Genomic DNA, 19,692 nt, shown 5'->3' with positions numbered 1-19,692 from the left:
GTCAAAAGCGCTGCGCGGAAGCCATCGGGCCGTCGTGGGGGCGGCCCGATGGCTTCCGCGCGCCCCAGCGTCAGAAGGCGAAAACGTCGTCCGAGTCGCGGTCCGCCTCGCAGCGGTTCGCGTATGTCGTCCGGTACGACACCGGCTTCCCGCGCCACGTGCCGACTGCTGTCACGTCGACCGGGGCGTAGATCAGCGTGCACATCTGGTGCCGCGCCGGGATGCGCGAGAAATCACCGTCGACCCCCGAAAGCACCGTGCACGCCTTGTCGCGCTCGGGGTGCGTGCCGCCGGTCGGGTCGCACGTCAGGACCACCGAGCCGATCCGGTTGGCGGTGTCGTGGCTGGTCAGCTGCAACGTCGACGCCGGCGGTTGCGCCGGCGCGAGGCAGCTCAAGCTCATCAGGCAGGCGGCGAAGGGGAGTAGGGCCATATCGGTTCCATCGGCAGACCGGGGTCGATCACTGTGCTCCCCGTCCGGGTACGTCTTCTTCGCTCGACCGAGTGAGGTCCCACGTCAGCAAAGCTACGTAGAGCGAGAGCATCGACTCCGGGTCCTCCAGCCGGACGCCGAGGACCTGCTCGATCCGGGCGAGCTGCTGGTAGTACGCCGTCCGCGAGGTGTGCGCCGCCGCGGCCGCCGCCGACTTGTTGCCGCCCTGCTCGCAGTAGTGCCGCAACGCCTGGACCAGCCGGCTGCCGGAAGCCGCGTCGCGCTGGAGCAGCGGCCCGAGCTCGCGCACGGCGAACGCCGTCACGCGCTCGTCGCCCGAAAGCAGGTGCAGCAGGCCGCGCAGGCGGACGTCCGACAGCCGGTGCAGCACCCGCTCGGCGCCCGATCCCAAGGCCGCCGCCGCGACCTGGCCGGCCTCCAGCAGCGTCCGGGCCGCGTCGGCGGGCGAGGACACCGTCGTGCCGACCGCGAGCACGCCGGGGGCGCTGCCCCGGGCCTCGTGGACGTCGGTGGCGAGCCGGTGCAGCACGGTGTCGGCGTTCGCCTCCGGCGACAGCGCGATCAGCGCCCGCACGCCGAGGTCGTCGGTCGCCACCAGCGCCGACACCTTCGCGCGGCGCGCCGCCAGGACCGTCGCCTCGGCCAGTTCGCGCAGCACCGGCGGCGTGGACAACGAAGGCCGGGTGCCGATCAGCCGCGGCCGGACCGCCAAGCCGACCAGCTGCCGCCCGGTCAGCGGCACGGCCAGCGCGGAAGCCCTCGCCAGCAGCTCCGCCGTCGGGGCCGGCGACGCGAGCAGCTCGTGCAGCACGGCTCGATGGGCTTGGCGCTCCAAGCCGTCGGAGTCCTTGGCGACCAGCCGGTGCACGGCCAGCGCGGACGCGGCCCGCTCGGCGACCACCCGGTGGCGGTGCGGCGGCTGATCGGCGCAGACGACCACGAGCCGTCCCCAGTCGTGCCCGCGCGCGCCGACGACGGTCACCAGCCAGCCCGAGCCGGGGTGGTAGCCCGTCCGTTCGCCGAGCTGGACCACCCGCGAGCGGGCCGGCCAGCCGATGAGCAGCTCGGCCGGGTCGGTGCCGGCCGCGTCGTAGGCGAGGACCTCGTGCGAGAGCGTCTCCAGCACCACCGGCTGCTCGGTCAGCCGGGCGACCTCGCCGAGGACGACGCCGGGTTCGGCACCCGCGACCGTCAGCGCGGTGAACGTCTCGTGGACGCGCTCGGCGGCGCGCAGCTCGGCGACCTGGGCGTCGACGATCTGGCCGTTGACCGCCTCGGTGACGCTGACGTACCGGGTCTCGCGCGAGAGCGTCACCAGCGGCAAGCCGTGCTTCTCGGCCGCGTCGACCAGCGCGGCGGGCAGCTTGTCGCTCCAGTGCCGGACCAGCTCGATCACCAGGCCGGCGGCGCCGACCCCGGCTAGGTCGGCGACGTAGCGGGCCAGCGCCGGGCCGTCGTCGGGCAGCGCGACGCCGGTCGTCAGCACCAGCTCGCCGCCGCGCAGCAGGTGCGCGATGTCGGCGACCTCGGCGACGTGCGCCCAGCGGACCGGCGCGTCGAGCCCGGCCGAGCCCGCGACGACGTGCGGACGGCCCTGGCGCAGGACCGGCAGCGCGAGCACCTCGGCGACGGTCGGGTACATGGCTCCTCGGGTGTTACCAATCCGACCGAAAGCAGGCCGACCCCGAGCGGCACGTAACCCGAGGTACGAAGTCATCCGGCCGTGACTGTGGTCGGATCGGTAACCATCGGCACAGTTATCGGCAGGGACAGACTGTACGGCCGGGACGGTGACTCCGTACACGTTGTCGATGGCGTTGGCGTGGCGCCCGCCCGGAGACTCGGGGAGACGTACTCGACCGAAGGAGCGCACGCCGTGACCGACCGCATCAGCCACTGGATCGACGGCAAGCCGTTCACCGGGACTCCCGCGCGCACCGGCGACGTGTTCGACCCCGCCACGGGCGAGGTCCGCGCGCAGGTCGACTTCGCCGAGCAGGCCGAAGTGGACCAGGCGGTGGCCGCGGCCAAGGCGGCGCTGCCGGGCTGGCGCGGGACGTCGCTGGCCGGCCGGACGCGGGTGCTGTTCGCCTTCCGCGAGCTCCTGGCCGCCCGCAAGCACGAGCTGGCGAAGATCGTCACGAGCGAGCACGGTAAGGTCGAGTCCGACGCGGCGGGCGAGGTCGCGCGCGCGATCGAGAACGTCGAGTTCGCGTGCGGCGCGGCGCAGCTGCTCAAGGGCGGGTTCAGCGAGAACGCGTCCACCGGCGTCGACGTCTATTCGATCGCGCAGCCGCTCGGCGTGGTCGGCGTGATCTCGCCGTTCAACTTCCCGGCGATGGTGCCGCTCTGGTTCGTCCCGAACGCGCTGGCCTGCGGCAACACCGTCGTGCTCAAGCCGAGCGAGAAGGACCCGTCGGCCGCGGTGTTCATCGCCGAGCTGTTCGCCGAGGCCGGGCTGCCCGCGGGCGCGTTGAACGTGCTGCACGGCGACAAGGCGGCGGTCGACGGGCTGCTGGAGCACGCCGACGTCAAGGCGATCTCGTTCGTCGGGTCGACGCCGATCGCGCGCTACGTCTACGAAACCGGCACCCGGCACGGCAAGCGCGTCCAGGCCCTCGGCGGGGCGAAGAACCACATGGTCGTCCTCCCGGACGCGGACCTCGACCTGGCCGCGGACGCCGCGGTGTCGGCCGGGTTCGGCTCGGCGGGGGAGCGCTGCATGGCGGTGTCGGTGGTCGTGGCGGTCGACCCGATCGGCGACGCGCTCGTCGAGAAGATCACCGAGCGGATGTCCCGCCTGCGCGTCGGCGACGGCCGCGAGCCCTCGTCCGAGATGGGACCCCTGGTGACGGCGGCCCACCACGCGCGCGTGGAGTCCTATGTGGACGCAGGGGTGTCGGAGGGCGCGTCGCTGGTGGTGGACGGGCGGGGTCTCGAGGTGTCCGGCGCCCCGGACGGGTTCTGGCTCGGCCCGACGCTGTTCGACCACGTCCGCCCGGAGATGTCGATCTACACGGACGAGATCTTCGGCCCGGTCCTGGCGGTGGCGCGCACGGCTTCCTACGACGACGCGTTGGACCTGATCAACGCGAACCCCTACGGCAACGGCGTGGCGATCTTCACCGGCGACGGCTCGTCGGCGCGGCGGTTCCAGAACGAGGTCGAGGTCGGGATGGTCGGGGTGAACGTGCCGATCCCGGTCCCGGTGGGGTACTACTCGTTCGGCGGCTGGAAGGACTCGCTGTTCGGCGACAGCCACGCTTACGGGCCGGAGGGGTTCCACTTCTTCACGCGGACGAAGGTCGTGACTTCGCGGTGGCCCGACCGGTCGCACGCCGGGGTGAACCTGGGCTTCCCGCGCAACTCCTGAGGCAAGGTGCGTGAAGGCCACCTTGAGGAACTTCAAGTTCCTCAAGGTGGCCTTCACGAACTTCTAGGCGGGCAGGACGTTGATCAGCAGCCTCGATCGCGGGGCGATCAGCACCGTGTTGACGCGGTCCGGCCGGATCCGCTCGCGGAGCTTGCGCTCCACCGGGTAGGTCCGGCCACCGGCGCGAAGGCTGAACGACTCGAGGCTCTTGAACCCCTCCGGGCTGCGATGCAGGCCGATCGGGTACTCGTCCGTGGTGCGCGCGCTGTCGAAGTCGTGGGTCCAGCCCGTGATCGCGACCAGCCGGCCGCTGCCCGCGTCGGCCAGCCGGCGCCAGCAGACGTAGGCGAACCAGCCGGCGATCGCCAGGAGCGGGACGACGGTGCCCAGCACTTCGCCGGCGGTCTCCGCCACGAGCCCGATACCCACCGCCGCCACCAGCACGGCGAGCGCCAGCACGGCGGCGACCCAGAAGTTCAGGTCGAGCAGCTTGCCTCGCTGCGACGGGTGGAGCCGGCCGGTGCGGTTGGCCAGCTCCACTTCGGCCTGCTCGATCACTCGCCCTCGCCTTCGGGGTGCTCTTTCTCGTAGGCCTCCGTCGCCTCGTGGTACCGGTCCTGCTGCTCGTTCTCCTGGCGGCGACCCTCGGTCGCCACGCCGGCGGTGTCGGCTGTGTTCCAGTGCACTCTTTCGTTCGGGTCGAGCTCCTTGTGCTGGTTCAGCACGCTGCGGCCGTCTTCGGAGTACTTGTCGCCGAGGCCCTCGACCTTCTCGCGGCCCGGGACGCGCTCCTTGGCGGCGTCGCTCCACCCCTTGGCCGTCTCCTCGGCGGACTTCGCCTCCTTGCCCGCCTGCTTGAGCTCGTTCGCCCTGCGCTCGATGCCCGCGGCCGTGTCGACGCTCTTGTCCACCAGCTTGTCGACGCCCTTGCCCACTTTCTTCAGCGCGTTCGCCGCGCCTTCGAGAGCCGCCTTCGACTTGCCCGCGCCCTTCGCGAGGCTCTCCAGCTTCTCGACGATCTTCGTGATCCGGGTGCTGATCTTCTCGGCGAGCACGCCGCCCTCGACGACCGTGTCGGCGATGAACGCCGCGATCGTGCCGCCGAAGGTGCACCAGGACGCCGCGAGCGCGGCCAGCGCCTTCACGATCAGCTCGCCCACGAACGACGAGATCAGGTCGCGGATCAGCCCGCGTTCGGTGCCGACCAGCGCCGCGCCGACGTTCATGGCCGTCGACGCGTCTCCGGCGTGCGACGCCGCGCCGCGCAGGACGCTGACGTAGCTCTCGGCCGTCCGCTGGTAGGCCTCCGCCGAGGCGCAATCGCTGAAGGACTGCTGGACCTTCTTGGCCTGCCGCTCGTAGCTCTCGGCCGTCTCGGTGAGCGACTTCGAGATGTTCGTCCAGGTCACGGCCTTGGCGGTGACGGCCTCGGGCTTCCCGGCGAGCTTGTCGAGGCCGTCCTTGAGGAAGCTGATGTGCTCGATCAGCCAGCCGACCCCGGCACTGGCCAGCGTGCCGAGCGGGTCCATCGCCGCGCCGAGCAGGTCGAGGGCGTCGGTGCCGACGTCCATGGCGAGGTTGCCCCAGTCGCCGTTGCGAGCGTCGGTGAGCGTCGACGCCGCGTCGCTGAAGATGCCCGCGCCGCCGGTCTGGGCGTTGACGTTGTCCAGTTCGCCCTTCGAGCCGTCGCCCATGCCGCTCCAGAAGCCGCCCGGCGAATCGGCCGTCGCGACCAGTGCGTTCTCGGTCATGCCGGGAGCTCCTTGCCGATGCCCTCGATCAGGGACGTCGTCGTCTGTTCGTGGTCGCGGAACGCCGTGTGCGCGGTCTTCACCCGGTCCGCGACCTCGTGGCCGGCCTCGACGGCGGCGCTCAGGAAGCTGTCCGCGGTGTCCACCCACGCCTGGATCGGCAGCGCGAACACCTGCCCGACCAGCCCGAACGCGTCGAAGTCGAGCGCGCCGGCGGTGCCGGCGGCCTCGACCGCCTCCTGGACGCGGTCGGCGATCTCGCGGATCTCGTCCTCGTGACCGCCGAGGACGTCGAAGTCGACCTTCATCGCCTGGCCCGCCATCAGAGCCCCCGGCGCAGGATCGGGCCGCCGAAGTCCTCGTCGTCGTCCGGACGCGGCGGCCGGGCCGGGCGCACGGGCGGCGGCGGGGTTTCGGTGAATTCCTGCCGCGGCGTTTCTTCCGGCACTTCGGGCGCGGGGATCTGTTCCCGGAGGAATTTCATCGCGTCGCTGTCCGGGCCGATCACCGGCGCCATGACGGCGGTCAGCTGCTGGGCCGCGTCGACCTGCGCGCGCTTGGCGGCGGCGAGCACGGCCTGGGCGAGGCGGGCGCGCGGCAGCTCGTCCGCACGCGGGCCGAAGGTGAGTTCCTGCAGCGCACCGCTGGTGTTGACGGTGACCGTGACGGCCCCGTCGGCACTCGAGGCGGTCGCCGAGACGCGCTCGAGCCGTGCTTTCGCCTCGGCCGCGCGCCGGGCGATATCGGGCATTCCGGCCGAAGCGGGTTCAATTCGGTTCACGGCGACCTCGGAGTCGGGGGAGGGCATGCGGATCAGAGGCAGCAAACCGCTTTTCGGTTCCCCTTTCAAGCCGGAAATTCATGGCGAGAAGAATGCATGGGAATTCGTTTATGAGTTCTTTACCCGGCCGGGATGGGCGGGGTTGAGCACGGCCCGCTCAGGCTTCCGTAAACTCAAGGTGAGCAGCGAGCGAGGTAGGTGAGGAACCGGTGGCCAACGCGGACGAGCGACGCTTCGACGTGCTGCGCGCGATCGTGGCCGACTACGTCTCCAACCAGGAACCCGTCGGCTCCAAGGCGATCGTCGAGCGGCACAACCTGGGTGTGTCGAGCGCCACCGTGCGCAACGACATGGCCACCCTCGAGGAAGAGGGCTACATCACCCAGCCGCACACCAGTGCCGGCCGCGTGCCGACCGACAAGGGCTACCGGCTCTTCGTCGACCGGCTCTCCGAGATCAAGCCGCTGAGCGCCCCCGAGCGCCGGGCGATCACCACCTTCCTCGACAGCGGCACCGACCTCGACGACGTCCTCCGCCGCTCGGTCCGGCTGCTCGCGCAGCTGACCCGGCAGGTCGCCGTCGTCCAGTACCCGATGCTGACCAACGCCAAGGTGCGCCACCTCGAAGTGGTGCCGCTCACCCCGGCGCGGCTGATGCTGGTGCTGATCGCCGACAACGGCCGCGTCGACCAGCGCACGGTCGACCTCGGCGACGTCGTCACCGAAGAAGACGTGGCGCGGCTGCGCTCGGTGCTGAACACGGCCATGTCCGGGCGGCGGCTCAACGAGGCCGCCGCGCGCGTCGCCGAGCTGCCCGACAAGGCGCCCGGCGAGCTGCGGGACGCGCTCATCCGCGTCACCACGGTTCTCGTCGAGTCGCTGGCCGAACACCCCGAAGAACGCCTGGTCCTCGGCGGCACCGCGAACCTCACGCGCAACGTCGCCGACTTCCCGGGTTCGCTGCGCCAGGTCCTCGAAGCCCTCGAGGAGCAGGTGGTCGTGCTGAAGCTCCTGGCCGCCGCGCGCAACCCCGGTGCGATCACGGTGCGCATCGGTGAGGAAAATGAGGACGAGCAGATGCGCAGCACCTCGGTCGTCTCGATCGGATACGGCCAGGACATGGTGCTCGGCGGCATGGGGGTGGTCGGCCCGACCCGGATGGACTACCCCGGCACGATCGCCGCGGTGCGCGCGGTCGCCAACTACGTGGGGCAGATCCTGGCCGGCCGCTGAGCCGGGCAGAGCAGAAGGAGAAGCAGAGACGGTGGCGAGGGACTACTACGGCATCCTCGGGGTGGCCAAGAACGCGAGCGATCAGGACATCAAGCGCGCGTACCGGAAGCTGGCCAGGGAGCTGCACCCCGACGTCAACCCGTCGGAGGACGCACAGCACAAGTTCGGCGAGGTCACCACGGCCTACGAGGTGCTGTCCGACCCGCAGAAGCGCAAGATCGTCGACCTCGGCGGCGACCCGATGGACGGCGGCGCGCGCGGCGGGGGCGGCGGTGACCCGTTCGCCGGGTTCGGCGGCCTCGGCGACATCATGGACGCGTTCTTCGGCGCGTCCGGCGGTGGCGGCGGCGGGCGTGGGCGCGGGCCCCGCAGCCGCGTCCAGCCCGGCTCCGACGCGCTGATCCGGCTCGGCTTGTCCCTCGAGGACTGCGCCACCGGCGTCGACAAGGAGATCGCCGTCGACACCGCGATCGTCTGCGACCTCTGCCGCGGCGCCGGCACCACCGAAGGCACCGGCGTCAAGACCTGCGACACCTGCGGCGGCGCCGGCGAGGTCCAGTCGGTCCAGCGGTCGTTCCTCGGCCAGGTCGTCACGGCCCGCCCGTGCCCGGTCTGCCGCGGCTTCGGCGAGGTCATCCCCGACCCCTGCCGCCAGTGCGGCGGCGACGGCCGCATCCGCGCCCGCCGCAACGTCACCGCCAAGATCCCGCCGGGCGTCGGCGACGGCATGCGCATCCGCCTGTCCGGCCAGGGCGAGGTCGGCCCCGGCGGCGGCCCGGCCGGCGACCTCTACGTCGAGATCGACGAGACCCCGCACGAGGTCTTCGTCCGCCAAGGCCACGACCTGCACTGCAACTTCCGCATCCCGATGACCACCGCCGCCCTCGGCGCCACGGTGCCCATCTCGACGCTGATCGACGGCGACTACGAGCTCGACGTCGAACCCGGCACCCAGCCCACCGCCGAGCTCGTCCTCACCGGCAAGGGCATGCCCCGGCTGCGGTCCTCCGGCCGCGTCGACGGCCGCGGCGACCTCCACGTCCACATCGACGTCGTGGTCCCGACGAAGCTCGACGAAGCCCAGCGCGAGCTCCTCGTCGAACTCGCCCGCCTGCGCGGCGAGGAAGTCCCCACGCTGGCGTCCAACGGCAGCAAGCACGGCGGCCTGTTCTCCAAGCTGCGCGCCAAGAACCACCGCTGACCGTGCCCGACACCACCCTGCCGGTCTTCCTCGCCTCCTCGGTGCCCCCGAGCGGGCGCGCGGTCCTCGACGGCGAGGAAGCCCGGCACGCGGTCACCGTCCGCCGCCTGCGCACGGGGGAGCGGCTGCTGCTGTCGGACGGCGCGGGCACCATGGCCCGCTGCGTCGTCGACGCCGTCCAGCCCGGCCGGGACCCCGCCCTGACACTGTCGGTCGAGGAAAGCTGGACCGAGGAACCACCCGCCCTGCGCGTCGTGCTCGCCCAAGCCCTCGCTAAGGGCGACCGCGGCGAGCTCGCGGTCGAGCTCGCCACCGAAGCCGGCGTCGACGCGATCGTCCCCTGGCGAGCCGCCCGCAGCGTCGCCAAGTGGGACGACGGCGGCCGCGGCGGCAAAGCCCTCGCCCGCTGGCGCGCCACCGCCCGCGCCGCCGCCAAACAGGCCCGCCGCGCCCACGTCCCCGACGTCACCGAACCCGCCGGCACCGGCGAGCTCGCCGGGCTGGTCGCCACGATGTCCCTGGCGATCGTGCTCGAGTCCGACGTCCCCGAACACCTCACCGACCTCGACCTCCCGGACACCGGCGACCTCCTCCTCGTCGTCGGACCCGAAGGCGGCATCACCGACGACGAGCTCCGCACCCTGCGGGAAGCCGGCGCCCACGCCGTCCGCCTGGGCACCACGGTGCTGCGCACGTCCACCGCCGCGGCCGTCGCCCTCGGTGCCCTCGGCGCCCTCACCACCCGCTGGCGGTAAGAAGATCACCGAAAAAAGACCCCCCGATTTTGCGCCCAGTTATGGCGCGATCACACTCCGACCCGTTACTCTCGTTTACTAACGCGCCACACACCGTTTCCGGTCCCGGCGCGCCACTGGGAAAGCACAGACCCCGCCGGGCACCTCCCCCCTCGGTCCGGCGGCCGCCGCGGTGGCGGTAGATCGACCCCCAGGGTCTACCGCTCCGCGGCCCCCTCCTCTCGCTTCGCTCGCCTCGTGGGCCGCTTTGCGTTCGTTGTGTTTTCTGGGGGTCGAACCCCCAGACCCCCGCCGGGGCGAGCCCCGGACCCCCCGCCGGGGCAAGCCCGCAGACCCCCAGACCCCCGCCGGGGCAAGCCCCCGGATCCCCGTGCCCTCGCTCGGTGCACGTCTGGTGGACGGTGCCGGTCGGTAGGGTTCTTCTCATGAGTGAGGATGAGACTCTCTTCGAACGGATCATTGGCGGGGAGATCCCTGCTGATGTCGTCTATCAGGACGAGCGGACCTTTGCCTTTCGGGATATTCGGCCTCAGGCGAAGGTTCACGTGCTTGTGGTGCCCAAGGTTCGGTATCGGAACCTTGCTTCACTTGCCGCCGCTGACCCGCAGCTGCTTGCTGACGTTGTGGCCACTGCTCGTCGGGTTGCTGAGCTCGAGGGGGTGCTCGAGTCGGGGTATCGGGTTGTCTTCAACACCGACTCTGATGCCGGGCAGACCGTTTTTCATGTTCATGCCCATGTTCTGGGGGGTGAGCCTCTGGGGCTCTTCGGGGCTCCTGAGCAGGACTAGGCGAAACCCGTCTGCGTTCTGTCGGTGGGTGCCAGTAGCATCGGAGGGGTCCGTTCTCCCTCACCGAGAAAGCAGGCCTGAGGCCACGTGGCCGGAACCGTACCGGGTGGAGCCGCCCGACCCGACGTCCCGGGGGACGTCGCCAAGACCGAGGATGCCGCCGTCCAAGCTGCGCAGTCCCGGTTCCCCATTCCCGATGCCGCTGTCCTGAGCCTGCTCGGCTCCCGTGACGAGAACCTGCGCGTCGCCGAGGAACTCCTCGCCGCCGACGTGCACGTCCGCGGCAACGAAGTCACCCTCACCGGCACCCCCGCCGACGTCGCGTTCGCCGAACGCGTCTTCACCGACCTCGTCACCCTCGCCACCGGCGGGCAACAGGTCGGCCCGGACACCGTCCGGCGCACTATCGGGATGCTCTCCACCGGTGACGCCTCGCCCGCCGAGGTCCTCAGCCTCAACATCGTCTCCCGCCGCGGCAAGACCATCCGGCCCAAGACGCTCAACCAGAAGCGCTACGTCGACGCCATCGACAAGCACACCGTCGTCTTCGGCATCGGCCCCGCCGGCACCGGCAAGACCTACCTCGCCATGGCGAAGGCCGTCCAGGCCCTCCAGGCCAAGCAGGTCACCCGCATCGTGCTGACCCGACCCGCCGTCGAAGCCGGCGAGCGCCTCGGCTACCTGCCCGGCACGCTCAACGAGAAGATCGACCCCTACCTGCGGCCGCTCTACGACGCGCTGCACGACATGGTCGAACCCGAGTCGATCCCGCGGCTCATGCAGGCCGGCACCATCGAGATCGCGCCGCTCGCCTACATGCGCGGCCGCACGTTGAACGACGCCTTCATCATCCTCGACGAGGCCCAGAACACCACGCCCGAGCAGATGAAGATGTTCCTCACCCGGCTCGGCCAAGGTTCCAAGATCGTCGTCACCGGTGACGTCACCCAGGTCGACCTGCCCAACGGGCAGCGCAGCGGCCTGCGCGTCGTGCGCGACATCCTCGGCTCGGTCGAAGGGCTCCACTTCTCCGAACTGACCAGCCAGGACGTCGTCCGGCACAAGCTCGTCGGCGACATCGTCGACGCCTACGAGAAGTGGCAGGCCGTGCAGGACGCGCAGGAACAGCAGGGCAACGGCTGGAAGGGCACCCGGCGGTGAGCATCGAGATCGCCAACGAGTCCGGCGTCGACGTCGACGAGACGTCCATCGTCTCGGCCGCCCGCTACGCCCTCGACAAGATGGAGGTCAGCCCGCTCGCCGAGCTGTCCATCCTGCTCGTCACCCTCGACGTCATGGAAGACCTGCACGAACGCTGGATGGACCTGCCCGGCCCCACCGACGTCATGGCCTTCCCGATGGACGAGCTCGATTCCTCCCGCCGCCCCGACGCGCCCGACGCGTCGCCGGCGCTGCTCGGGGACATCGTGCTCTGCCCGGCGTTCGCCAAGGACCAGGCCAAGACCGCGGGCCACGCCCTGGTCGACGAGCTGCACCTGCTCACCGTGCACGGCTGCCTGCACCTGCTCGGCTACGACCACGCCGAGCCCGCCGAGGAACGCGAAATGTTCGCCCTCCAGAAGCGGATCCTCGGCGAGTACCAGGACGCCGTCGCCGCGCTGGAGAAGCGTGACGCGCAGCGGAACACCGACGACCGCGTCCTCGGCATCGCCGGGCTCGACACGGGCGCCGCCCCGGCCGGCGAACCGGCCACCGGGGAAACGCCCTAGGCGCCAGCCATGGTCCAGCTCTTCTTCGCGATCGCGCTCGTGCTCCTCGCGGGCGTGTTCGCGGCGGCCGACGCCGCCATCAGCACCGTGTCGCAAGCCCGGGCCGAAGGCCTCGCCCGGCTCGGGCTGCCCGGCGCCCGCCAGCTCGCCGCCGTCGTCGCCGAACGCCGCCGGCACATCAACCTGCTGCTCCTGCTCCGCCTCGGCTGCGAACTCACCGCCACCGTGCTCGTCACGGTCGCCCTCGGCACCCGCATCCGCCCGCTCGGCCTTGCCGTGCTCGTCGCCGCCGTCGTCATGGTCGTGGTCAGCTACGTCCTCATCGGCGTCGGCCCACGCACCCTCGGCCGCCAGCACCCCTACCGCATCGGCCGCTACATCGCCGGGCCCGTCCGCGTCCTCGGCTCGGTCCTCGGCCCGCTGTCCCGGCTGCTCATCCTCATCGGTAACGCCATCACCCCCGGCCAGGGCTTCCGCGAAGGCCCGTTCACCTCCGAGGTCGAGCTGCGCGAGCTCGTCGACCTCGCCCAGGAACGCGGCGTCGTCGAAGACTCCGAGCGCGAGATGATCCACTCGGTGTTCGAGCTCGGCGACACCGTCGCGCGCGAGGTCATGGTGCCGCGCACGGAGATCGTCTGGATCGAGCGCGCCAAGACCGTCCGGCAGGCCCTCGCGCTCGCGCTGCGCACCGGCTTCACCCGGCTCCCGGTGATCGACGAGTCCGTCGACGACATCGTCGGCGTCGTCAACATCAAGGACCTGATGGCCGCGTACATGGACCCGGACGGCGCGAGCACCGTCGTCGGCACGCTGATGAACGAGGCCTCCTTCGTCCCCGACTCGAAGCGGCTCGACGAGCTCCTCAAGGAAATGCAGCGCTCGCACCACCACATGGCGATCGCCGTCGACGAGTACGGCGGCACCGCCGGCCTGCTCACCATCGAGGACGTCCTCGAGGAGATCGTCGGCGAGATCACCGACGAGTCCGACGCCGACGAGCGCCCCGAGGTCGAGGAGCTCGCCGACGGCGCCGTCCGCGTCTCGTCGCGGATGAGCGTCGACGACCTGGGCGAGCTCTTCGGCATCGACCTCGAAGACCACGACGTGGAGACCGTGGGCGGGCTGCTCGCGGAACGACTGGGTAGGGTCCCGCTACCGGGGGCCGAAGCCGAGGTCGCCGGCCTTCGGCTGTTCGCCGAAGGGGGCAAGGACCGGCGCGGCCGCATGCGGATCACGTCCGTGGTCGTGCACCCGGCCGACGCCGACGGAATGACCGACCCGGCCGACCGCACCACCCGGCGCCGCACGCGCCTGCCCCACCCCGACGAACGCGACAGGAGCGTCGAACATGCCTGACCTCGAGGCGGAGGACCAGAAGCTGGTCACCCTCGCCCGGTCCTCGCGCGCCCGCATCCAGGCCCCCGAAGGCGCCGCGGTCCGCGACACCGACGGCCGCACCTACGCCGCGGGCACGGTCGACCAGCCGTCGTTCAAGCTCACCGCGCTCCAGGCCGCGGTCGCCGCGGCGCTCTCCAGCGGCGCCGAAGGCATCGAAGCCGCCGCCGTCGTCAGCGAAGAAGGACTGCTGAAGGGAGCGTCCGTGCACGCCGTCCGCGACCTGGCGAGGTACGCGCCGATCATCCTCGCCGCCCCGGACGGCACGGTTCTCGAGGTGCTCGAACGATGACCGAACACCGCTCCGGCTTCGCCTGCTTCGTCGGCCGTCCCAACGCGGGCAAGTCGACGCTGACCAACGCCCTCGTCGGCACCAAGGTCGCGATCACCTCCAGCAAGCCGCAGACCACGCGCCACGCGATCCGCGGCATCGTGTCCCGCGAGGACGCCCAGCTCATCCTCATCGACACCCCCGGCCTGCACCGCCCCCGGACCCTGCTCGGTCAGCGGCTCAACGACATCGTGCACACGACGTGGTCCGAAGTGGACGTCGTCGGGTTCTGCGTGCCCGCCAACGAAAAGATCGGCCCCGGCGACAAGTTCATCGCCGCGGAGCTGGCGAAGATCGCCAAGCGCACGCCGGTGATCGGGGTGGTGACCAAGACCGACCTCGTCCAGCCCCAGCAGGTCGCCGAGCAGCTGCTCGCGCTGCAGGCGGTGATGGAGTTCGCCGAGCTGATCCCGGTGTCCGCCGTGGACGGCTTCCAGGTCGGCGCGCTCGCGGACCTGCTCGTCGGCAAGCTCCCCGAAGGCCCGCAGCTCTACCCGGGCGGCGAGCTCACCGACGAACCCGAGCAGACGCTGGTCGCCGAGCTGATCCGCGAGGCGGCGCTGGAAGGCGTCCGCGACGAGCTGCCGCACTCGATCGCCGTCACCGTCGAGGAGATGCTGCCGCACGAAGGCCGCGACGACCTCATCGACGTGCACGCGTTCCTGTACGTGGAGCGGCCCAGCCAGAAGGGCATCATCCTCGGGCACAAAGGGGAGCGGCTGCGCGAGGTCGGCGCCGCCGCCCGCAAGAACATCGAGGCGCTGCTCGGCTCCAAGGTCTACCTCGACCTGCACATCAAGGTGGCCAAGGAGTGGCAGCGCGACCCCCGGCAGCTGCGCCGGCTCGGGTTCTGACGTGAGCGAGCAGCCGCGGCCGCCCGCGGACTACAACCCCGGGCCCCCGCCCGCGAGCAACCTGGTCTGGGGCATCGTCGCCGCGATCATCTGCCTGCCCTTCGGGATCGTCTCGATCTTCCAGGCGGCCAAGGTGGAGAAGCTCTGGGCGCAGGGTGACCCGGACGCCGCCCGCGGCGCGGCCGGTGCCGCGCGGCGCTGGGCGATCATCGGCGCGGTCGTCGGAGTGGTGTTCTGGGTCGCCTTGGTCGCCGGCGGTGTCCTGCTGCTGGGAACGCTGCTGGACGACGCCGCGTCGTACTGACGCGACCCGAGCAGGAGGCGATCCCGGTGACCCAGCCCTATCAGCAGTACCCGCCGCACGGCTGGGTGCCGAACTACGGGCCGCCGCCGGAGAACAACCTGGTCTGGGCGATCCTGTCGACGGTGATGTGCTGCCTGCCGTTGGGTATCGTCGCCATCGTGAAGGCGAGCCAGGTCAACTCCCTGTGGTTCCAGGGCTTCCACGCCGAAGCGCACCGGGCCGCCGACGAAGCCCGCAAGTGGGCGATGTGGTCGGCGATCGCGTCCGGCGTGCTGATCGGGGTCTACCTGGCGTTCGTCCTGGTCATGTTCGCCCTCGTCGGCGTCTCCTTCTGGTCGCTGGTGCCATGACGACCGTCTACACGGGATATCCGGCCCGCGGCGCCAGGGCCACGCTGCGCGCCCTTGGCGCCCCGATGGCCGTCGTGGGCGGGCTCGGCCTGTGCTGCGCGGCGGTCCTGATCGGCGACCCGACCACGCCGGGCGGCTGGCTCCCGGTCTGCCCGACCAAGGCGCTGTTCGGCATCGACTGCCCGGGCTGCGGCGGCATGCGGATGGCGTACAGCCTGATGCACGGCGACCTGCCCGCGGCCCTGCACTACAACGCCGTGTCGCTCGTCGTCGTCCTCCTCTTCGTGTGGAGCACGATCGCCTGGACGCTCGGGCGGCTGCGCGGCCGCTGGGTGAACAGCTGGCTGCACTGGCGCTGGACCCCGCTGACCGTCGGCGTCGTGTTCGCCCTCTGGTTCGTCATTCGCAACCTCCCGTTCGCCCCGTTCACCGGCTTGAAAGTCTGATTTCGACAGACGGGAACCGCTTCGCCACGCACCGCGTCGGAGGCTCGTCCGGTTCACCCGGAAGTGGATGCCTGGGCAACGCCGCCGCAGGTGAACCGAGTACGCTCCCGCGGACCAGTGCCGTAGATCCGGCGCGGTTCCGCACGGAGTGTGCGGGGAGTGACCAGCGAGGGGGAGAGCCAGATGACCGATCCCTACGGCCAGCAGCCGTTCGGGCAGCAGCCCGGGGGCCGGCAGCCGTTCGGACCACCGCAGCCCGGCCAGGCGCCGCCGCCTTACGGGCAGCCCGCGCCGTACGGGCAGCCCGCCCCCTACGGGCAGCAGGCGCCGTTCGGCCAGCCGGGAACTCCCTTCGGTGCACCGCAGAACTACGCGAACTGGGGCCAGCGGGCCGGTGCGCTGATCATCGACCAGGCGCCGGTCATCGTCATCTACCTCCTCGCGCTCATCATCACCCTCGCCGGCTCGTGGGCCATCGGGTTGACCCTCTACTCGCTCGGCGCGGTCGCGGGCATCGGCTGGGGCGTCTACAACCGGTGGATCCAGCAGGGGAACACCGGGCAGTCGCTGGGCAAGCGCGTCCTCGGGATCAAGCTGATCTCCGAGCAGACCGGGCAGCCGGTCGGCGCCGGAACCGCTTTCCTGCGCGACATCTGTCACGCGGTCGACGGGGCCGCTTGCTACATCGGTTTCCTGTGGCCGCTGTGGGACGACAAGAGCCAGACCTTCGCGGACAAGATCGTCAGCTCCGTGGTGGTGCAGGCCGACGCCGCGCCCGGCCAGGCCCCGTTCGGCCAGCCCGGCGCGCAGCCGTTCGCCGGCGGCTACCCGCCGCCCGGGCAGCCGCAGTCCGGTGGATTCCCGCAGCAGCCCCAGTCCGGCGGCTTCGGCCAGCCCGCACCGGGTGGCTTCCCGCAGCAGCCGTCCTCCGGCGGGCTCCCGCAGCAGCCGGCGTCCGGCGGGTTCGGGCAGCCCCCGCAGCCGGGCGGCTTCGGGCAGCAGCCGGGCCGGCCGCTCGCCCCGCCGCCGGGCGGTTCCCCCTTCGACGAAGTCGAGCGCACCCAGATGCTCCGCCCGGACTCCGCCGAGGGCGGATCCGCGTTCGACGAGCAGGCCGAACGGACGCAGATGCTGCGTCCCGAAGACCAGGGCCAGGGCCAGGGCGACGCCGGGGAAACCCAGAAGCTCCAGCCCGGCCAGTTCGGCCGGCCGCCGAACGACCAGCCGCCGCACCACTGAGGCACGCCTTTCCCGCACCACCGCCGGGGTGACCCGGCGGACGTTCACGAATAATTGGGGTACACGCTCATGACCAATCCCTACGGCCAGCAGCAGCCGCCTTACGGGCAGCAGCCGCAGTCCGGCGGTTTCCCGCAGCAGCCGCAGCAGCCCGGCTACGGCCCGCCGTCGGGCGGCATGCCCGCCTACGGCCAGCCCGCGCCTTACGGTCAGCCCGCGCCGTACGGCCAGCCCCCGACCGGTGGCTTCGGCGCTCCCGGCTACGGCATGCCCGGTGGCGGCGACATCAACGCCATCAAGGACTACAAGGGCTGGGCCATCGGCTGCATCTTCCTCATGTGGATCCTCGCGATCTTCGCGATCATGAAGTCCAACGAGGTCCAGACGTACAAGATGCAGGGCAATTACGCGATGGCGGAGCAGGCGTCGCGGACGACCAAGACGCTCTGCATCATCGCCACCGTGATCGGCGGCATCGCGTGGGCCATCGCCATCGTCTCGATCATCATCTCGGCGGTCGCCGTCAGCACCTGCTACGGCTACACCTACTGCTGAAACCGGGTCGGTCCACCCCGGCATCCCCCGAGAGTGGGACGATGTCGGGGTGGTGAACCTCTACCGCGACACCGGGGTGGTGTTGCGCACGCACAAGCTGGGTGAGGCCGACCGGATCATCACCCTGCTCACGCGACGGCACGGCAAGGTCCGCGCCGTGGCGAAGGGCGTGCGGCGCACCTCGTCGCGGTTCGGGGCCCGGCTGGAGCCGTTCGGCCACGTCGACGTGCAGTTCTACACCGGCCGCACGCTCGACGTGATCACCCAGGTCGAGACCGTCGACGCGTTCCAGCTGCCGCTGGTCGCCGACTACCAGCGCTACACCGCGGCCAGCGCGATCGCCGAAACCGCGGACCGGCTCTCGGCCGAAGAGGGCGAGCCGGTGCTCAAGCTCTACCTCCTCGTCTGCGGCGCGCTGCGTTCGCTCGCCGCCGGGGAGCGTGACGCGTCCCTCGTGCTCGACGCGTTCTTCCTCCGCGCGATGTCCTACGCCGGCTGGGCGCCCGCGCTCACCGAGTGCGCCCGCTGCGGCCTGCCCGGCCCGCACGTCGCGTTCAGCGTCTCCGCCGGCGGCTCGATGTGCCAGGACTGCCGCGTGCCCGGCTCCGTGCACCCCGCGCCCCAGGTCCTGGACCTGCTCACCGCCCTGCTGCACGGCGAGTGGACGATGGCCGAGTCGACCCTGCCGGGCACCCGCCGCGACGCGAGCGGCCTGGTCGCGGCCCACCTGCAGTGGCATCTGGAGCGTCAGCTCCGGTCCCTTCCCCTGGTCGAGCGACGCGCCCGGGAGACCGCGGTGACATCCGGGGCTTCGCCCCGAGCCGGGGGCTCCGCCACCCGGACCCCCGAAGGATAGGGGCTGCGCGGGCAGTAGGGTCGGCCCTGATCGGTTTCACCCATCCAGGGAGGCTCGCAGTGCTGCGCAGGGGACGCGAGAGCAAAGCGTCGCGATACGAGCTGCGGGCCCCGGATCCGCACCCGTCCGGCGCGACGCCGCCGGAGATCCCGCGCGAGCTGGTCCCGAAGCACGTCGCGCTGGTCATGGACGGCAACGGCCGCTGGGCCAACCAGCGCGGCCTGCCGCGGATCGAAGGCCACAAGCGCGGTGAGGCGGTGATGATCGACGTCGCCGCCGGCGCGGTCGAGATCGGCGTCAAGTGGCTCTCGGTGTACGCGTTCTCGACGGAGAACTGGAAGCGCAGCCCCGAAGAGGTGCGGTTCCTGATGGGCTTCAACCGCGACACCATCCGGCGCCAGGTCGACTACCTCGGCTCGATCGGCGTGCGCATCCGGTGGGCCGGGCGGCGGCCGAAGCTGTGGGCTTCGGTGATCAAGGAGCTGCAGGCGGCCGAGGAGAAGACCAAGCACAACACGGCGCTGAACATGACGATGTGCGTCAACTACGGCGGCCGCGCGGAGCTGGGCGACGCGATGCAGCGGATCGCCCGTGACGTCGCGGACGGTCGTCTCGATCCCGGCAAGGTCACCGAGAAGACCATCGGCAAGTACCTGTACCAGCCGGACATGCCGGACGTGGACCTGTTCCTGCGGCCTTCGGGCGAGCAGCGGACGTCGAACTTCCTGCTCTGGCAGTCGGCCTACGCCGAGATGGTCTACCAGGACACGCTGTTCCCCGACTTCGACCGGACGCACCTGTGGCGCGCGTGCCTGGAGTTCGCGAAGCGGGATCGCCGTTTCGGCGCTGCTGTCGACCAGGCGTCGTCATGAGCGCGACCGAAGCGGCGGAGACCGCGGAGCTGCTGACGCAGGCGAAGGAGTCCCTCGAGCGCTACCTCGAGGTGCACGTCGACGACGACGGCGCGCTGACGTTCGCCCACGGCGACGTCCCGTGCGTGATCCAGGCGACCCGGCTCGGCGAGGGCCTCACCGTGCTGACGCTGACCTGCGTGGTCGGCTGGGACCTGCCGGACGGGCCGGAGCTGTCGATCGCCGTCGCCGAGCGGGCGGGGCAGGGCCTGTTCGGGACGCTCGGCGTCGGACATTCCGACAACGGCGTGGACGTGACCCTGCGGTACGCGTTCCCGGCCGCGGGGCTGGACGCGGCGGCGCTCGGGACGTTGCTGATGCTGGTGGTGTCGACGGCGTCGCAGCTGCGGGCCGATTTGCCGGGAATCGTGCCCGGCGGTTGACCC

The 19,692-nt window shown here is 71.3% G+C and carries 24 protein-coding genes; 18 read left to right on the top strand and 6 right to left on the bottom strand.

Translation table 11 applies throughout. The features are described 5' to 3' along the window. Nucleotides 1-70: 70 nt before the first annotated feature. The gene (locus tag AB0N03_RS06785; RefSeq protein WP_364367148.1) at nucleotides 71-403 is read right to left on the bottom strand and encodes an SSI family serine proteinase inhibitor; all 333 of its coding nucleotides are present in this window, start codon (nucleotides 401-403) and stop codon (nucleotides 71-73) included. Nucleotides 404-461: 58 nt separating this feature from the next. After that, nucleotides 462-2,096, bottom strand: coding sequence for a PucR family transcriptional regulator ligand-binding domain-containing protein (locus AB0N03_RS06780; RefSeq protein ID WP_364366499.1), 1,635 nt, complete (start codon nucleotides 2,094-2,096; stop codon nucleotides 462-464). 234 nt (nucleotides 2,097-2,330) lie between these two features. Here AB0N03_RS06780 and AB0N03_RS06775 point away from each other — a divergent pair, with 234 nt between their 5' ends. Next, nucleotides 2,331-3,827 carry a CoA-acylating methylmalonate-semialdehyde dehydrogenase gene (locus AB0N03_RS06775; RefSeq protein ID WP_364366497.1) on the top strand — a complete coding sequence of 499 codons (1,497 nt, stop codon included), beginning with the start codon at nucleotides 2,331-2,333 and terminating at the stop codon, nucleotides 3,825-3,827. A gap of 63 nt (nucleotides 3,828-3,890) precedes the next feature. On the opposite strand, the gene AB0N03_RS06770 is transcribed toward AB0N03_RS06775, so the two are convergent. From AB0N03_RS06770 to AB0N03_RS06755, 4 genes are read right to left on the bottom strand one after another with little or no spacing between them, the layout of a single operon-like run. Continuing rightward, on the bottom strand, nucleotides 3,891-4,385 hold the full coding sequence (locus tag AB0N03_RS06770) for a hypothetical protein (RefSeq protein ID WP_364366494.1): 495 nt from the start codon (nucleotides 4,383-4,385) through the stop codon (nucleotides 3,891-3,893). Continuing rightward, nucleotides 4,382-5,578 carry a hypothetical protein gene (locus tag AB0N03_RS06765; RefSeq protein WP_364366491.1) on the bottom strand — a complete coding sequence of 399 codons (1,197 nt, stop codon included), beginning with the start codon at nucleotides 5,576-5,578 and terminating at the stop codon, nucleotides 4,382-4,384. The genes AB0N03_RS06770 and AB0N03_RS06765 overlap by 4 nt, the downstream gene beginning before the upstream one ends. Then, nucleotides 5,575-5,901, bottom strand: a complete 327-nt coding sequence (locus AB0N03_RS06760; RefSeq protein WP_364366488.1) for a type VII secretion target — start codon at nucleotides 5,899-5,901, stop codon at nucleotides 5,575-5,577. The genes AB0N03_RS06765 and AB0N03_RS06760 overlap by 4 nt, the downstream gene beginning before the upstream one ends. Continuing rightward, entirely contained in the window at nucleotides 5,901-6,329 is a 429-nt protein-coding gene (locus AB0N03_RS06755) for a YbaB/EbfC family nucleoid-associated protein (protein WP_364366485.1), read from the bottom strand. The genes AB0N03_RS06760 and AB0N03_RS06755 overlap by 1 nt, the downstream gene beginning before the upstream one ends. 239 nt (nucleotides 6,330-6,568) lie before the next feature. Here AB0N03_RS06755 and hrcA point away from each other — a divergent pair, with 239 nt between their 5' ends. From hrcA to AB0N03_RS06670, 17 genes are all read left to right on the top strand, one after another. After that, nucleotides 6,569-7,591 carry a heat-inducible transcriptional repressor HrcA gene (hrcA, locus tag AB0N03_RS06750; RefSeq protein WP_155545739.1) on the top strand — a complete coding sequence of 341 codons (1,023 nt, stop codon included), beginning with the start codon at nucleotides 6,569-6,571 and terminating at the stop codon, nucleotides 7,589-7,591. 31 nt (nucleotides 7,592-7,622) lie between these two features. Beyond that, complete coding sequence (gene dnaJ / locus AB0N03_RS06745) at nucleotides 7,623-8,792, top strand: molecular chaperone DnaJ (protein WP_364366482.1); 1,170 nt, start codon at nucleotides 7,623-7,625, stop codon at nucleotides 8,790-8,792. Between the two features lie 2 nt (nucleotides 8,793-8,794). After that, complete coding sequence (locus tag AB0N03_RS06740; RefSeq protein ID WP_364366479.1) at nucleotides 8,795-9,547, top strand: 16S rRNA (uracil(1498)-N(3))-methyltransferase; 753 nt, start codon at nucleotides 8,795-8,797, stop codon at nucleotides 9,545-9,547. Between the two features lie 425 nt (nucleotides 9,548-9,972). Next, nucleotides 9,973-10,335: a histidine triad nucleotide-binding protein gene (locus AB0N03_RS06735; RefSeq protein ID WP_364366476.1), complete on the top strand. Its 363-nt coding sequence runs from the start codon at nucleotides 9,973-9,975 to the stop codon at nucleotides 10,333-10,335. Between the two features lie 87 nt (nucleotides 10,336-10,422). Then, nucleotides 10,423-11,496, top strand: coding sequence for a PhoH family protein (locus AB0N03_RS06730; protein ID WP_364366473.1), 1,074 nt, complete (start codon nucleotides 10,423-10,425; stop codon nucleotides 11,494-11,496). Further along, nucleotides 11,493-12,065 carry an rRNA maturation RNase YbeY gene (gene ybeY, locus AB0N03_RS06725; protein WP_364366470.1) on the top strand — a complete coding sequence of 191 codons (573 nt, stop codon included), beginning with the start codon at nucleotides 11,493-11,495 and terminating at the stop codon, nucleotides 12,063-12,065. The genes AB0N03_RS06730 and ybeY overlap by 4 nt, the downstream gene beginning before the upstream one ends. A 9-nt stretch (nucleotides 12,066-12,074) precedes the next feature. Beyond that, nucleotides 12,075-13,421 (top strand): hemolysin family protein, encoded by a 1,347-nt coding sequence (locus tag AB0N03_RS06720; RefSeq protein ID WP_364366467.1) that lies wholly within the window; start codon nucleotides 12,075-12,077, stop codon nucleotides 13,419-13,421. Further along, entirely contained in the window at nucleotides 13,414-13,752 is a 339-nt protein-coding gene (locus AB0N03_RS06715) for a cytidine deaminase (RefSeq protein ID WP_364366464.1), read from the top strand. Before AB0N03_RS06720 ends, AB0N03_RS06715 begins: the two co-directional genes overlap by 8 nt. After that, nucleotides 13,749-14,645, top strand: a complete 897-nt coding sequence (era, locus tag AB0N03_RS06710; protein ID WP_364366461.1) for a GTPase Era — start codon at nucleotides 13,749-13,751, stop codon at nucleotides 14,643-14,645. The genes AB0N03_RS06715 and era overlap by 4 nt, the downstream gene beginning before the upstream one ends. 1 nt (nucleotide 14,646) lies before the next feature. Then, nucleotides 14,647-14,949, top strand: coding sequence for a CD225/dispanin family protein (locus AB0N03_RS06705; RefSeq protein WP_364366458.1), 303 nt, complete (start codon nucleotides 14,647-14,649; stop codon nucleotides 14,947-14,949). A gap of 26 nt (nucleotides 14,950-14,975) precedes the next feature. Further along, nucleotides 14,976-15,299 carry a CD225/dispanin family protein gene (locus AB0N03_RS06700; RefSeq protein ID WP_364366455.1) on the top strand — a complete coding sequence of 108 codons (324 nt, stop codon included), beginning with the start codon at nucleotides 14,976-14,978 and terminating at the stop codon, nucleotides 15,297-15,299. Beyond that, entirely contained in the window at nucleotides 15,296-15,745 is a 450-nt protein-coding gene (locus AB0N03_RS06695) for a DUF2752 domain-containing protein (RefSeq protein WP_364366453.1), read from the top strand. Before AB0N03_RS06700 ends, AB0N03_RS06695 begins: the two co-directional genes overlap by 4 nt. 183 nt (nucleotides 15,746-15,928) lie before the next feature. Beyond that, a complete protein-coding gene (locus tag AB0N03_RS06690) occupies nucleotides 15,929-16,984 on the top strand; it encodes an RDD family protein (protein WP_364366450.1) in 1,056 nt (351 codons plus the stop codon). Between the two features lie 69 nt (nucleotides 16,985-17,053). Next, nucleotides 17,054-17,539: a CD225/dispanin family protein gene (locus tag AB0N03_RS06685; RefSeq protein WP_364366447.1), complete on the top strand. Its 486-nt coding sequence runs from the start codon at nucleotides 17,054-17,056 to the stop codon at nucleotides 17,537-17,539. A gap of 49 nt (nucleotides 17,540-17,588) precedes the next feature. Next, on the top strand, nucleotides 17,589-18,395 hold the full coding sequence (recO, locus tag AB0N03_RS06680) for a DNA repair protein RecO (RefSeq protein ID WP_364366446.1): 807 nt from the start codon (nucleotides 17,589-17,591) through the stop codon (nucleotides 18,393-18,395). A 59-nt stretch (nucleotides 18,396-18,454) separates the two neighbouring features. Then, nucleotides 18,455-19,267 carry an isoprenyl transferase gene (locus AB0N03_RS06675; protein WP_364366443.1) on the top strand — a complete coding sequence of 271 codons (813 nt, stop codon included), beginning with the start codon at nucleotides 18,455-18,457 and terminating at the stop codon, nucleotides 19,265-19,267. Next, nucleotides 19,264-19,689, top strand: coding sequence for a YbjN domain-containing protein (locus tag AB0N03_RS06670; RefSeq protein ID WP_364366440.1), 426 nt, complete (start codon nucleotides 19,264-19,266; stop codon nucleotides 19,687-19,689). The genes AB0N03_RS06675 and AB0N03_RS06670 overlap by 4 nt, the downstream gene beginning before the upstream one ends. Nucleotides 19,690-19,692 lie beyond the last annotated feature (3 nt).

The sequence above is a fragment of the Amycolatopsis sp. NPDC051061 genome, assembly GCF_040682935.1.
Taxonomy (GTDB): domain Bacteria; phylum Actinomycetota; class Actinomycetes; order Mycobacteriales; family Pseudonocardiaceae; genus Amycolatopsis.
This window is presented reverse-complemented; position numbering and strand designations above follow the sequence as displayed.